The sequence below is a fragment of the Roseivirga seohaensis subsp. aquiponti genome (assembly GCF_001267955.1).
Lineage (GTDB): Bacteria > Bacteroidota > Bacteroidia > Cytophagales > Cyclobacteriaceae > Roseivirga > Roseivirga seohaensis.
Genome location: NZ_JSVA01000041.1, coordinates 1 through 13126, shown reverse-complemented (window position 1 = coordinate 13126; position 13126 = coordinate 1). Strand labels below are relative to the sequence as shown.

Annotated in this window: 15 protein-coding genes; 8 read left to right on the top strand and 7 right to left on the bottom strand. The window is 38.2% G+C overall.

All coding sequences use genetic code 11. The features are described 5' to 3' along the window. Window position 1: 1 nt before the first annotated feature. Window positions 2-505 carry an acyl-CoA thioesterase gene (locus OB69_RS18010; protein ID WP_053225145.1) on the top strand — a complete coding sequence of 168 codons (504 nt, stop codon included), beginning with the start codon at window positions 2-4 and terminating at the stop codon, window positions 503-505. 150 nt (window positions 506-655) lie between these two features. On the opposite strand, the gene OB69_RS18005 is transcribed toward OB69_RS18010, so the two are convergent. The 3 genes from OB69_RS18005 to OB69_RS17990 form a co-directional block, all read right to left on the bottom strand. Beyond that, window positions 656-1030: a hypothetical protein gene (locus OB69_RS18005; RefSeq protein ID WP_132644104.1), complete on the bottom strand. Its 375-nt coding sequence runs from the start codon at window positions 1028-1030 to the stop codon at window positions 656-658. Window positions 1031-1740: 710 nt separating this feature from the next. Next, a complete protein-coding gene (locus OB69_RS17995; protein WP_394324659.1) occupies window positions 1741-1977 on the bottom strand; it encodes a cytochrome b5 domain-containing protein in 237 nt (78 codons plus the stop codon). 53 nt (window positions 1978-2030) lie between these two features. Beyond that, window positions 2031-2741, bottom strand: coding sequence for an RDD family protein (locus OB69_RS17990; protein WP_053225142.1), 711 nt, complete (start codon window positions 2739-2741; stop codon window positions 2031-2033). A gap of 44 nt (window positions 2742-2785) precedes the next feature. Here OB69_RS17990 and OB69_RS17985 point away from each other — a divergent pair, with 44 nt between their 5' ends. The 7 genes from OB69_RS17985 to OB69_RS17955 are packed head-to-tail and all read left to right on the top strand — an operon-like array spanning window position 2786 to window position 9248. Further along, the gene (locus tag OB69_RS17985; protein WP_053225141.1) at window positions 2786-3763 is read left to right on the top strand and encodes a stage II sporulation protein M; all 978 of its coding nucleotides are present in this window, start codon (window positions 2786-2788) and stop codon (window positions 3761-3763) included. Beyond that, on the top strand, window positions 3732-4634 hold the full coding sequence (locus OB69_RS17980) for a hypothetical protein (RefSeq protein WP_157608633.1): 903 nt from the start codon (window positions 3732-3734) through the stop codon (window positions 4632-4634). Before OB69_RS17985 ends, OB69_RS17980 begins: the two co-directional genes overlap by 32 nt. Beyond that, window positions 4618-5334, top strand: coding sequence for a DUF4129 domain-containing protein (locus OB69_RS17975; RefSeq protein ID WP_053225139.1), 717 nt, complete (start codon window positions 4618-4620; stop codon window positions 5332-5334). The genes OB69_RS17980 and OB69_RS17975 overlap by 17 nt, the downstream gene beginning before the upstream one ends. Next, window positions 5331-6536 (top strand): DUF4350 domain-containing protein, encoded by a 1206-nt coding sequence (locus OB69_RS17970; protein WP_053225138.1) that lies wholly within the window; start codon window positions 5331-5333, stop codon window positions 6534-6536. Before OB69_RS17975 ends, OB69_RS17970 begins: the two co-directional genes overlap by 4 nt. A 3-nt stretch (window positions 6537-6539) precedes the next feature. Then, entirely contained in the window at window positions 6540-7517 is a 978-nt protein-coding gene (locus OB69_RS17965; RefSeq protein WP_053225137.1) for an AAA family ATPase, read from the top strand. Continuing rightward, window positions 7517-8848: a DUF58 domain-containing protein gene (locus tag OB69_RS17960; RefSeq protein WP_053225136.1), complete on the top strand. Its 1332-nt coding sequence runs from the start codon at window positions 7517-7519 to the stop codon at window positions 8846-8848. Before OB69_RS17965 ends, OB69_RS17960 begins: the two co-directional genes overlap by 1 nt. A gap of 7 nt (window positions 8849-8855) precedes the next feature. Then, window positions 8856-9248, top strand: a complete 393-nt coding sequence (locus tag OB69_RS17955) for a hypothetical protein (protein WP_245620850.1) — start codon at window positions 8856-8858, stop codon at window positions 9246-9248. An 8-nt stretch (window positions 9249-9256) separates the two neighbouring features. Here the strand turns inward: OB69_RS17955 and OB69_RS17950 are convergent, their stop codons facing one another. The 4 genes from OB69_RS17950 to OB69_RS17935 all read right to left on the bottom strand — a co-directional run bounded on the left by OB69_RS17950 (window position 9257) and on the right by OB69_RS17935 (window position 12914). Then, window positions 9257-10435, bottom strand: coding sequence for a CehA/McbA family metallohydrolase domain-containing protein (locus OB69_RS17950; protein WP_053225134.1), 1179 nt, complete (start codon window positions 10433-10435; stop codon window positions 9257-9259). A 463-nt stretch (window positions 10436-10898) separates the two neighbouring features. Further along, entirely contained in the window at window positions 10899-11216 is a 318-nt protein-coding gene (locus tag OB69_RS17945) for a hypothetical protein (protein WP_053225133.1), read from the bottom strand. Window positions 11217-11271: 55 nt separating this feature from the next. Further along, on the bottom strand, window positions 11272-12408 hold the full coding sequence (locus OB69_RS17940; protein WP_053225132.1) for a formimidoylglutamase: 1137 nt from the start codon (window positions 12406-12408) through the stop codon (window positions 11272-11274). 215 nt (window positions 12409-12623) lie between these two features. Continuing rightward, a complete protein-coding gene (locus OB69_RS17935) occupies window positions 12624-12914 on the bottom strand; it encodes a hypothetical protein (RefSeq protein WP_053225131.1) in 291 nt (96 codons plus the stop codon). Between the last annotated feature and the right edge of the window lie 212 nt (window positions 12915-13126).

Here is a 13126-nt window from a genome sequence, read left to right as displayed (position 1 = left end):
TATGATGAAAGAATTAATTAAAGAACCCGAAAGTCAAGTATTGGTTCGTTTTCAAGATTGCGATCCTTATGGTCATCTCAATAACTCTAAGTATTTAGATTATATGTTGAATGTTAGAGAAGACCATCTCATCAATACTTATGATTTCAATGTTTTTAAAATGGCCAAAGAAGAAGGAAGAGCCTGGGTGGTGGGGCATCACGAAATGACCTATGTTAGGCCAGTTTTTGTAATGGAAAAAGTGATTGTGCAATCAAGGCTGATTGATTATACCGAAAAGTACGTACAAGCCGAAATGGTAATGTACGACCTTCATAAAACACATGTTAAAGCCGTGTTGTGGACGAAGTTTTTCCACTTTGATATTAAGGCTCAAAGAGGGAAGGAGCATTCAGAAGACCATTTAAAATTGTTTAAGAATTTACTTGTACCTATTGGTGAAGAGAAAATTGAAAAACGTGGGCGTGCACTGACCGAAGAATTGAAGGCAGTGCGTTTTCAGTAAAAGATACTTTGATTCTATACTGAGTTAAAGTTTGGCTAAAAAAAGAAAGCCACCCATTGGGCGGCTTTCTAAACTAAAATTGACCTTATTAAACTAAACTGACTTTGATTTTTCGAATAGTGTCTGTGGTTAGAATGCTCTAGCCAAGACTTATTCTGATATTCTGTAATATTTCTGACCTGGTACCTGAATAAGAAAATCTGCTTGATTGACCAATCTTCTCAGTTCTTCATTTTCAGTAGTAATGCCTTGAGCGACCAACTCGTTATTGGCATTAAAAACCTTTACGTAATTAGTTTGTTCAGCCTCAATTTCTGCATAAGCTCTCTCTGTGATTGTTAATCCATCATCAGGAAAGATGCTATCGATTTCAGCTCTTAATTCAGCTTCTTCGATTGATGTTAAGCTTCTGTCAGAAGATTCGTTCGATTTTACTGAACCTGCCTGAAACAATGTGATGACCGCAAGTGCTAGACCTAATAATGCACTTAAATTTTTTTGAGTTTTAACCTTTGAGCTATTCATGACCGTGTTGTTTAAATTGTTGTTTTGATTTTTTCTATTCGACATGCTATTCTTTATCCAATGCACGTGCCATTAAAATTAACTTACTGATAATGAATGAATTAAAATAAAAATGTGTTCGTATTCGCGAAAAATGTGTAACGAAAACGTACACAAATCGGTCACTTATAGCACAGTATTTTGATGAATTGGGCAGAGAAGTGAGTTTGGTTTTATAGCCAATGGTCAAAAAACCGAATGACCAACTCTGATATTAGGAGTAAGGCAAAATAGAAAAAATGATTTTGATAGAACCCTTTGAAGAGGAGGTAGATAAAGACCATTAGCGGAAACACAACACCAATTTGAATCTCTGAATAATGGCTCCAACCTTCAAGCAAGCTTAACATGGAACACATTGAGTAAATACCTATGAAGGACAAAAGTAATTTTTGTCTTGTCTCCATTAGAGATCTTAATACTATCCAAATACCGATAGAAGTAATAACCGTAAAAACTATCAATCCGCCTCTCGAGGTGGTGTCATTAGTGATGAGTGCAGTGAACATGCTAAGAAATAGTCCACCGACTAATATTGGATACGCTTTTTTCTTGATAGATAGCAAAAAGCAAATAATTGCAATTATTGAAAAGGACAGTTTGTAGATGATCATAGTGCTCCGTCTAACCCATGGATTACAAAATAAGTATTCAAGAGTTATATTTATACTCTACTGAATTAGATTGCCAATTTGCTCAAATTTTTCAAACACCTTTTCGGTATGTGGTGCATCGGAAAGTTCATTAGTTAAATCTTGACCAGCCCAATGTTCATAATGCATGCCTTTTTTCCAGAGGCGTGAAGAAGTTACATCATAGATTCGCCCTTGATAAGCCACCCATATTTCAGGTCGGTCTTGACCATTTCTTAGTGCCAATTGTGAAGGGGTGTATGATTTAATTTCCATGGCCAACTCTAGCTGATTTCTTTTTATAGAACACAAAAGCAGTTTTAAGTATTCTACTTCGTCATGTAATAGGTGTGATCTCTTAGTAATGTATACATGAATTTCACCGTAGGCATGTCACTTTGTATGTTGTACTTCTCTTTGATTTTTTCTTCAATGAGCAGCAGAGGTTTTTCTTTGGCTCCATCTCTAAAAACAGATAAAGCATCTTTGATCAAACGGATTTCATGGTCTGTTAACTGTGCAGCTTCGGGTATTTTCGGTACATAGTTTTCATCTACGGTTTCCATTATGATTTTATTTCTGACGTTGGTGGCAGTAATTTTCTTTATTTTCACTACCGTTGTTCCTGCTAAAAGGTCTCCAACACGCTGCCCATTTTTCGTCAAAATAATAAAGACTACCCCAAGCCCTACAATGAAAAAATCTATGGGTTCCATAAGCCACCTGAGAAAATAGGCGCCAAAAGAAGGAACACTTCCGTCCAGTTTTACCACTTTTATGCTCAAGGCTTTTTTTCCTACGGTTTGACCATTAAAAAATACTTCTGAAATTAACCGGTATAAATAGGCCACTATACTCAGCATTACATTCATGGCCACGCTCATTGATATACCGGTTGCTGCTAGTGTTACACTGGTGATAAAGAAAAAGCTGAGAATGATTATGGCATCTAAAACAAAAGCCAAAATTCTATCGCCAATACCAGCAAGCGGATACTCTAATTGAATGTTTTGTGAGGTTTGAATGCTTACCGCTTGCATATGAACTTATATTGAATAATTTTTGACTTAAATACGAATCAAAGATGAGGGAATCCGCTTTCGTAAAAGCAAATATAAGTAAATGGGAAGAGTTCGAAAGGCAAATTTCCTCCAAAGCCAGAAAAGACCCAGATAGGCTTGCGAGTTTGTTTATTCAGCTTACAGACGATTTGGCCTATGCTAAAACGCACTACCCTAAAAGCGATATCACTGTTTATTTGAACAACCTTTCCACGAAAGTTCACCAATACATCTATAAGAATAAGAAACAGAGCTCGGGCCGGTTTGTACGGTTTTGGCAGGTGGAATTGCCCGAAATATTCTGGGTTCATCGCAAAGAGTTCGGTTACTCATTGATTATCTTTTTACTGTCTTCTTTAATAGGCGCATTTTCTGCCGCTCAAGACGATACTTTCGTAAGGCTTATATTGGGAGATAGCTATGTAAATAGGACTTTGGCTAATATTGAGAGCGGAAAACCTCTAGGTATTTATGCTTCTATGGCACAAACAGATATGTTTTTTGCCATTACATTCAATAACATTCGGGTGTCATTTATGGCCTTTGCTGCGGGTATTGTAGCTTCTGTAGGCACAGGATTTTTGCTTTTTAAGAACGGAGTGATGCTCGGTTCTTTTCAATATTTCTTTTACCAAAAAGGCCTTTTGCTTACTTCGGTACTTACCATTTGGATTCACGGCACAATTGAAATTATATCTATAGTAATGGCAGGAGGAGCAGGCCTTATCATGGGCAACTCAATGTTGTTTCCAGGTACTTACTCTAGACTTGAATCTTTAAAAAAAGGAGCTTTGACTGGAGCGAAAGTGGTTTTAGGCTTGGTGCCTATGTTTATTATTGCTGGCTTTCTGGAATCTTTTGTTACCCGATTGTTCGGAATGCCGAATGCTTTAAAAGCCGCCATCATTTTAGGATCATTGGCTTTTATGGTTTATTACATAATTATTTACCCTCGAAAATTGTTTAAAAATGGCGTATATACCGCAGATAGAGTTTTATAAAAAACGCCAGTTTGGAGACAAACTGAACATGACCTTTGTTTTCCTTCGCGAAAACGCGTGGCCGTATCTCAAAGCTCAATTGCTTATATCTGGCCCAATACTGCTCTTATCTAATATTCTGATGAGCCAGCTCTCTTTTGGAATGTTCAATTTTGGAGAACAAGGCTTTTCACCAGACATCATCATAGATATGTTTAGCCTTTATGGTTTGGTGTTGATTTCTGCAGTGGTTACATCTGCAGTTTTACCTGCAGTGGCTTATGGTTATATGAGGGCTTATGAACATAAAGCCCCCGTTGACATTCGAATACCAGATGTGACTAAAAACTTGCTTTCAAGAATATTCAATTTATTGGTATTTAATGTGCTAACTGCCATTGTAGTGGTGATTGGTATGTTCTTTTTCTTCATTCCTGGTGTTTACTTAATGATTGTGCTGTCATTAGGTTCTGCCATTATTGTGTTTGAAGACAACAATCCAATCGATGCTTTTGGAAGGGCTTTTAAATTGATAAAAGATAAATGGTGGAGTACTTTAGGTTTACTGTTCGTTACGGCAATTATTGGCTATGTAATCAGTGGATTGTTTAGTATACCTAGAACCCTTTTGGTATTTGGGGATGTATTTACATCTGTTCAAGAATCAGGTGACTTTAGTAGTTTAGACGAGTCGAATTTTGGGAGTAATCCATTGAGTATTCTCTTTTCTGTTCTAGAAACTTTTGGAGCTATTCTTACCTACTCTATTAGCTTTTTAGCTTTGGCTTTTCAGTATTTTAATTTGGTAGAAAGAAGAGAATCTAGAGGCTTGATGTCTAGAATTGAGCAAATGGACGATGCCGGAACAACAGAGGATGAAGAGACATATTAAGCTGCTTTTCTTAATTCTTAGCCTACAATTTTCGTGGGCGGGTTCATCTGCTATGGTAGCTTTACCTCATCAATCTCCACAAACAGAGATAAGGAGTTTTGACGCCCAAAAGCTAGATGAATACAGAAGCGATAAGCGCTTTCAATACGAAGTGTATAAAGCCAAACCAAAGGGCTTTCTGGAGCGACTTTGGGATAGGATTGTAGGTTGGTTTAATAGCTTATTTGGTTCTGCGGTAACAAGCGGAATATTAGAAATTCTATTCTATGGCTTGCTCATTGCGGCTTTCGTATTTTTCATTGTCAAACTAGCAGGTATTCAGCCTATAACTCTTTTTAAGAAAGCTAAATCAGAAGCAAAGCCTTATCAGGTAGATGAAGAAGCGCTACATGAAATTGATTTTGAAACTGAAATTCAACAAGCTATCAACCAAGCGCAGTGGAGGGTTGCGGTGCGCCTCACTTACCTCTATTCCTTGAAAAGAATATCAGATGCTAACCTCATTGCTATTCGCAAGGGAAAAACGAATCGAGAATATCTATACGAATTGTCGGGTCATAACATAGAAAAGGATTTTGCCAGCCTCAGTTTCCTTTTTGATTACACTTGGTATGGTCATTTTGAAGCCAACGAAACCATGGTTGCTAAGGCCAAAGACCATTTAGAGCGTATTGGAACTTTAAAGTCTTCAAAGAAATGAATGACAAAAAATACCTGATATTCTTTATTGCCATTATTACCATTTATGTGGTGTACGAAATGCAGAAGCCGAAATCTGAGGATTGGACGGTCACATATCATTACCGAGACCGTATTCCTTTTGGCACTTTCGCTACACACGATTTACTCAAAGATCTGTTCGATCAGGGAGATGTACCTTCGAGTTTTAAAACCATTTATGAACTAGTAGAGCAAGAGGAGGTAGACGATAATTTCTTGGCAATTGCTGGCAATTTGATTTTTGATGATAACGACTTCAATTCGCTTTTAGAGCATGTTGAAAAGGGAAATACGGTTTTTTTAGCAGCACAAGATTTTTCTACTCGTTTTGAAGATTCTTTGCGTTTTGAAGCCTATTTGGAGCAAAGATTAAATCCTTCTGACTTCACCCAAATAGCAAATGAATTGGCAGAAGAAACTAAAACGAGCGTGCGATTTGCCCTGCCAAATGGAAATGAAGAGACTTTCGTTTTCCCCACTTTAACTACGGCAGCTTATTTTTCTAAAGTAGAAAGCGACAGCATTACAGAAATGGCTTGGCGAGAAGATGGCAAACCTGTTCTACTTAAATATAATAGTGGTCAAGGTAATTTGTATTTGAGCACCATGCCGTTGGCTTTTACAAATTACTTTGTATTACATGAAGAAACTTCGGCTTTTGCTTCCTCAATGTTGAGCCTTTTGCCTGAAGATGAGCCTTTAATACATATAGAATATTACCAGATGGGTAAACTTGAGTCACGCTCCGAAATAAGAGCTTTGTTGAGTTATCCTGCTTTAAGGTGGGCCATTTTCATTCTATTGGCTACGGTATTCATTTTCATTTTATTTGAATCTAAAAGAAGGCAACGCATTATTGCAGTGATTCCGCCAGTGAAAAATGCCACCCTTGAATTTGTGAACACACTGGGACAGCTTTATCACCAACAGAAGAACCATAAAAACTTAGCGCAAAAAAGAATTCTGTTTTGGAAAGATTATGTACGAAGTCATTACACGCTCAGAACAGATAAATTAGACGAGGCTTTTAAACTAGAGCTCACAAGAAAATCTGGCGTTGAAAAGGCAAAGGTTTTTGAATTGGTAGAATTAGTAGAGCGAATAGAAGCAAATGATATGATCGAAGAAGGCGAACTTCTGATGATGGAAAAATTAATGAACGAATTTTACGGAATAGTATAGCATATGGAAAATCAAGATACATTCGAAAACAGGGTAGACCTGACAAAACTAAAGGCAGGTGTAGAACAAATCCGTGAGGAGATTGGCAAAGTGATAGTGGGCCAGAAGAAAATGGTCGATTTGATTTTAACCGCTATTCTTGCCGATGGTCATATTCTTTTAGAGGGTGTGCCGGGTGTAGCCAAAACATTGGCGTCTAAGCTGGTAGCGAAGAGTATTGATGTAGATTTTTCTAGGGTTCAGTTTACGCCCGATCTTATGCCTTCAGATGTGCTCGGCACCTCAATTTTCAACGTAAAAACTTCGGAGTTCGAGTTTAGAAAAGGCCCCATCTTTTCGAATATTGTGCTTATTGATGAGATCAACCGAGCACCAGCAAAAACCCAAGCTGCGCTTTTCGAGGTGATGGAAGAACGCCAAGTTTCTGTGGATGGAACTACGCATAAAATGGAAGAGCCTTACATTGTTTTGGCTACGCAAAACCCAATTGAGCAAGAAGGAACTTACCGATTGCCAGAAGCGCAACTCGATCGTTTTTTATTCAAAATTGAAATCGGTTATCCTTCACTCGATGAAGAAACAGAAATATTAACCCGCCATGCGGCTAGAAAAGGCAGTCAACTCGAAGGCGTTTCTAAAGTGCTCAATGCGCAGGATATACGTACCTACCGATCTACCTTAAACGAGATTGTAGTAGACGAAAAACTTCTTAAATACATTGCTGAAATCGTGACTCAAACACGTCATGACCATGCCATTTATTTAGGAGCTTCTCCTCGTGCTTCTTTAGCTCTGCTCAATGGCGCAAGGGCTTTCGCAGCCATTCAGGGACGCGACTTTGTAACACCAGAAGATATTAAATTCTTGGCCTCTCCTGTGCTCACTCATAGAATTATTCTTACACCTGAAAAGGAAATGGAAGGGGTTACTGCCGAAGAAGTAATCAATCAGTTGGTTGCTAAAACTGAAGTACCGCGTTAATGAATTACATCAAGTCTTTCTATCTCACCAATCGTTTTTTTGCCGTAGCAGGGGCTTTGGTGTTTTTGTTTATGGTTGGTTTTGCTATTCCTGCAGTAGCCGCTATAGCAGAAACGCTTTTCTATCTGGCCTTGGTCCTGCTATTGCTCGATACCCTGCTTTTGTATAAGCAAAAAAGACCATTGGTGGCAGAAAGAATAATGACCGAAAAGTTTTCTAACGGAGATGAAAATTCAATTCAGATTATTCTAGAACATCGGTTTCAACAACAAGTATTTATTCAGGTTTTCGATGAATTGCCCGTGCAGTTTCAGATTAGAAATCAGCAATTTAATCTTACTTTAAAACCTGGAGAGGTCAAGAATATTAATTATTCCCTTCGCCCGGTAAAGCGTGGTGAATATGATTTTGGAATCATTAACGCCTTTGTGTTTACCAAGCTAGGTATTGTGAAACGAAGGTTTCAACTGGGGCAGCCCAAAGCAGTTTCGGTATATCCTTCTTTCATTCAAATGCGCAAGTACGAATTGCTCGCCATTTCAAATCAATTGCAGCAGAGCGGTATCAAGAAAATCAGGCGGATTGGGAATAACATGGAATTTGAGCAAATCAAAAATTATGTAGCTGGAGATGATTATCGGAAAATCAACTGGAAAGCCTCTGCCCGAAAGTCGGAATTGATGATTAATCAATTCCAAGATGAGCGTTCGCAGCAGGTATATTCTGTAATTGATAAAGGCCGAATGATGCAGATGCCTTTTGAGGGTATGAGCTTACTGGACTATGCGATTAATGCCAGTTTGGTGATTTCCAACATCGCCCTGAAAAAAGGGGATAAGGCTGGTTTGGTTACTTTTCAGCATAAAGTGAATTCAGTTTTGCCTGCTTCTTCCAGAAATATGCAGCTGAATTTAATTTTAGAGCATTTATATAAGCAGCAAACAGCCTATAAAGAAAGTGACTTTTCACAGCTCTATATTTCCTTAAAACGGAAGGTAACGCAGCGAAGTCTTATTTTACTCTACACTAATTTCGTTTCGGTTTCTTCCTTACAAAGGCAATTGCTTTACCTCAGAAAAATCAATCAACAGCATTTATTGGTATGTATTTTCTTTGAGAATACGGAAGTGAAGGAACTCATTGAAACCAAAGCGGATTCTTTGGAAGGAGTGTATACAAAGGGAATTGCAGAACAATTGGCTTATGAAAAGAAGCTGATTATGAAAGAGCTTCAGGCCCACGGAATTCATACTATTTTAACGCCTCCAAAAGAGTTGAGCGTTAACACCATTAACAAGTACCTTGAACTGAAATCTAGAGGATTGATCTGATATGGAAATGCGAAAGTACAGAACTGCGATGATTTTAGTGATTGGCATTTTGGTGGCTATTATGCTATGGCAGTCATTTAGTCAGCCTTCCGTTTCCGACCTCAAAGGTGGGTTTACCGAAGTGGCCTTTTACCGTAATGAAAACAATACTGGGCCAGTCGTTCGGGTGTATATCGTTACCGTAGCCGACCCTGAAAGTGCTGAAATGGAAGCCTATGGTAACTATATGCTCCACACCAAATTTGGTAATACTAAAGTGTACTTCTTCCCCGAAGGCAGCCCAACACCAACCGATGTAAGTGGAGGCGATGTCAACTTTTCATCAGAGTTTAATAGCTCCTATATCGCTAAATACGAGAAGAATGCTTCGGGATTAGTGGTGTTTGAAAAGAAAAATTAGCCTTTCTGTCAATTCGAAATCGGCTGCGTCCAGGCCATTTCATAATCACCTTCTTGAAATGGGTTTTCTTTAATTTTTGAAGAGCGAACTCTTGCCCTGACAAAGAGCATTTCTTTGGTCAGTTCAAAAGAGGCTTCAGTTCCATTCACTGTTTCAAATACTTCGCTTTTGTCGCTTCCTTTTCTCACTCCAATAAATTCAATGGTATAGTTCACACCAGCTTCGGCCTTAACTTCCAATTCGATGTCATTTTCCTCTTGTTCTAATGAAGCCAAGGTCACTCCAGTTGAAGCGTAGAAATTTCCAGCCTCCATGGTTTCAATAATAGTTTTAGCGTCAAGCGATTTGCTGTTCACCATTACCCAGCCACGGCCGCTATTGCTGTACTGTCCACCAAACAAATGGTAATTATGGCTGTCATCTGTAGCAATACCATACATCATAGGCTGATTTCTGTTGAGGTAAGCAATGTTGATTTGATCCCACATTTCTTCCATGCCCATTCTGGTGGAATCTCCATAATTGTGCACTTGAGGGTGGCCATTAAATACTTCGAAAAAACGTTCTCCGCGAAGTGATTTCATGTCATCTACCGTAACGGCCCAGCCGAAATTGGGATGGTTAATGTGGGGCATAATAGGCTCTCCAGTGGCTTTTCTTTGTTCCAACACCGCATCAATATTGTTTTGCATTGTTTCGGCCACGCTGTTTCCATGCCTTGGTTGAATGAGTTCCTGCACATTGGTAGCATTCATATGCAATGGTTTTCCGCCATAGCCATCGGTAATTTCTTGAGCCGTTATGATGGCAAATTTATCAGCTTCTTCAAACAATGGTTTATATTCAGTTTCGGTTTTTAGCTTTACGCTAATGCCCGTGCTGTCCTCTTTATATTCCACCCAATCTTCACCGTATTTCTTCAAGTAATCTTCAAAAGCTTGCTGGTAGATCATGCTTTTCGGAAGCTTTTTCCACTTTTCGGTTCGGGCGATAATGTTGTGTTCCGAAAGTGCAATAAATTGGTAGTCGTTGCTTTTGTACCAATCCAAAACCATTTCTGGAAAACCATCTCCATCGCTCCAGTAGGTGTGGGTGTGCAAATTTCCTTTGAGCCAATTGGTTTCTTTTTGTTTGCAACTTAGAATGCTAAGGAATAAAAATAGTCCGATGATCTGTCTGATTTTCATGGCTTTAGAGCTTGATTTCTATTGAAAATTAAGCATTTGTGATTTAAGACACTCAACTTACAATGTCATCAAATTGTGAATTCTAAAATATCAGAAGTTGGTATAAGTATTTAAAACAAGGTGATATATGACTAAGTAGAGTGGTTAGGTTTTTAAAAAACAAAACGATCAGTTACAAAATAAATATTGAATATTTATAAATATAAGTAGGGTGTTTTTTACTCAGTGTGTATAACACTCAAACAACAACGGTAAAACCAGCTGTTTCATCATTGTTGAAAAATACCATTTTTATTTTAATGACCCAGCAAAAAGCTCTTTCACAGACGGTGCAAAGAGCTTTTTCATTTTGGTAGAATCAAATATGTAGCTATTTCAAGTGTTTTATATGTCATTAATTTGAAAGGCTACTTTAACTGATGCTTATAAATCATTATTATTCTAGTAGACTTTTGAGAAGACGCTAATCACTATAAGCCACTAACCCTAAGTTGTCTTTAACAGCTTCTTGAAGAATATGATAAAATGCATTTACAGAATTTATTTCTGAGTTACTCTTATTCAATTTTGGATGTGACTCTAAAATGAGATTATATAAATCTAGAGTGAATCTAGAACTCCATCTGAAGTCTGAATAATAGTCGAACCTGCTTGGGATTAATTTTCTAATTTTCAAATCTTCAAAGTCATCAAACTCTAAGCTATTAACCTTTGCTAATTTTATGCCTTTAAGTGAATCAGGTTTGGGAGTGTCGTCAGATATTTTATAGAAGTCTAACAAGTTTAACGGTGTTTAAGAGATTTTAATAGGGCATTTTTACCCTTATGGGCGGTATTTATATCAACTTGGCTTGTGCCCTAATCCATCTTTCAGGCAATTCGCCATGGGTAGCATTGGTGTAGTCTTTATAGCTACAAGGCAGATAAGCTTTTTGGCCGTGTTTAGTACCGAAGGTAACCAACATCCACCATTTATCGGTCGACTTACTTTTATAAAAAACCATTGTGTCGTCAGTACCTTCTTGTGAAACTACATAACGAGTGTACTCACTAGACTCAAACTTTCCACTGTCCTTCCTATTGTAAAAACCTTCTACAAAGTACCAAAGCATAGTTGCGATAACCGTAGCCGTTTTGCCATGTTGGTCATCTAAATCTGGGCTGAAGCCAGAAATACTGATGGAGCTTAATTTTTCATTCATTCCCGCATACCAACAAAGTCGGCAAGCTTCTTCACCCGTTAGGCCAAAAGGCTGGGCATTGGGGTTGGCAGGCGCATCGGCACTGCGAATAGCAGTGATGTCAAAAGTCATCATATTGGCCATCCGTACCAAGGGTTCTGCTTCTTGGAAATTTTCACGAAGCTCGCCCAATCGCATGGCTTCGAAATAGAGTTTGTCCAACACGCTCAAATGGTCTTGGCCCACCAAGTAGCTTTGGTGCGCTAAATGATTGTATGAGAACAAGTAATTTGGTGTGTAGGTCAGTATTTTGTCTAAGAAAGTAGCGTTTTCATCGCCCTTTGGTTCAAGGTCTAAAGTGGCGTCTATATTTAAAAGAGTAATCAGTTCAGGCAAAGATTCATAGGCCTGAAACTGCCCAAAACTAAGGTCATGCGACCCGCCAATAATCAACGGAAGGATTTTATGTCGGAGTAAAAACTCACAGACTTCTCTTAATCTGTCGTTGGTGTCTTCAAGGCTTTCTCCGCTTTTCAAATTGCCTAAATCGGCAACTCTATAGTTTCCAGCACCTTTCTTTAGCTGAAAAAACTTGGCTCTAATTTTATCTGCGCCATCACTTTCACCTTCTGTTTCTCCAGCACTTCGATTGTCCGTCAAGCCCACAAGGGCAATGTCACACTTGGTAATATCAAAATTATCGCTGCCCGAAGATTGAACAGCATGCCCTACACTATTGGCGGGCAATTCTTCAGAAATATCTGCGGGGCTAAAAAAGAGTTTGAGGTTCATTTAAATGTGGCCTAGTTCAGAAAAATAAAGATAGTTGATTTTAGTCTATTCGAGAAAGTAGAGTAGAAATGTTAAGGCATAAAAAAACCGCTTGCTGAGCGGTTTCTGTTTTCGGGTCTAGTTTTTTATTTCTATCTATAAATGGTAAACCATTTAGGTGTCGACAAATAAGAAAAACTTAGTGTGAAATGTTTTAAGGGGGTTATTTCTAAAATCTAATTTTTAGTGATTTCTATATTTAAGGTTCCGCAATCCTTTAGCGAGAACGATTTGTTTTGATTGGAACCACCAATAGTATAGGTGTGACTTCCTTCTGTTAGGCTTATAGTTTTCTGGCCTCCATTGCTGATGTTTCCTCTTAAGGTTCCGTCTACAATTAGGGTAATTGAATTTCCGTAACTGTTGTAGAATACTGCGGTGGCCGAACCGCAAGAGGCTAAATCTTCGCAACTGGATAGCGAGATGCTTGCCATAAATAGAATGAATAAGACTTTGATTTTTTTCATCGAGAATCAATTTGAACTGAATTTTTTATTTCTCAATAAATAGTAAATCCGGGACTAAAACCAATAAAAGTCACCAACTACCCAAAACTATTCATGAGTAACCAGTCTTATTTTGATTCTAACTGAAGTCTTTAAGAATATTTGAAAGGCCTCTTTGAGAAATCAGAGAGGCTTTTTTGTTTTATTATGATGTCCCGTCCTGAAATAGCGTT

Excerpts from the sequence above, each read along its gene's own strand:
- OB69_RS17955 (WP_245620850.1), top strand. The coding sequence starts at position 8,856 with ATGCGAAAGTACAGAACTGCGATGATTTTAGTGATTGGCATTTTGGTG.
- OB69_RS17965 (WP_053225137.1), top strand. The coding sequence starts at position 6,540 with ATGGAAAATCAAGATACATTCGAAAACAGGGTAGACCTGACAAAACTA.
- OB69_RS17995 (WP_394324659.1), bottom strand. The coding sequence starts at position 1,977 with ATGGAAATTAAATCATACACCCCTTCACAATTGGCACTAAGAAATGGT.
- OB69_RS17975 (WP_053225139.1), top strand. The coding sequence starts at position 4,618 with ATGAAGAGACATATTAAGCTGCTTTTCTTAATTCTTAGCCTACAATTT.
- OB69_RS17935 (WP_053225131.1), bottom strand. The coding sequence starts at position 12,914 with ATGAAAAAAATCAAAGTCTTATTCATTCTATTTATGGCAAGCATCTCG.
- OB69_RS18010 (WP_053225145.1), top strand. The coding sequence starts at position 2 with ATGATGAAAGAATTAATTAAAGAACCCGAAAGTCAAGTATTGGTTCGT.
- OB69_RS17980 (WP_157608633.1), top strand. The coding sequence starts at position 3,732 with ATGGCGTATATACCGCAGATAGAGTTTTATAAAAAACGCCAGTTTGGA.
- OB69_RS17960 (WP_053225136.1), top strand. The coding sequence starts at position 7,517 with ATGAATTACATCAAGTCTTTCTATCTCACCAATCGTTTTTTTGCCGTA.
- OB69_RS17940 (WP_053225132.1), bottom strand. The coding sequence starts at position 12,408 with ATGAACCTCAAACTCTTTTTTAGCCCCGCAGATATTTCTGAAGAATTG.
- OB69_RS17970 (WP_053225138.1), top strand. The coding sequence starts at position 5,331 with ATGAATGACAAAAAATACCTGATATTCTTTATTGCCATTATTACCATT.
- OB69_RS17990 (WP_053225142.1), bottom strand. The coding sequence starts at position 2,741 with ATGCAAGCGGTAAGCATTCAAACCTCACAAAACATTCAATTAGAGTAT.
- OB69_RS17985 (WP_053225141.1), top strand. The coding sequence starts at position 2,786 with ATGAGGGAATCCGCTTTCGTAAAAGCAAATATAAGTAAATGGGAAGAG.
- OB69_RS17950 (WP_053225134.1), bottom strand. The coding sequence starts at position 10,435 with ATGAAAATCAGACAGATCATCGGACTATTTTTATTCCTTAGCATTCTA.
- OB69_RS18005 (WP_132644104.1), bottom strand. The coding sequence starts at position 1,030 with ATGAATAGCTCAAAGGTTAAAACTCAAAAAAATTTAAGTGCATTATTA.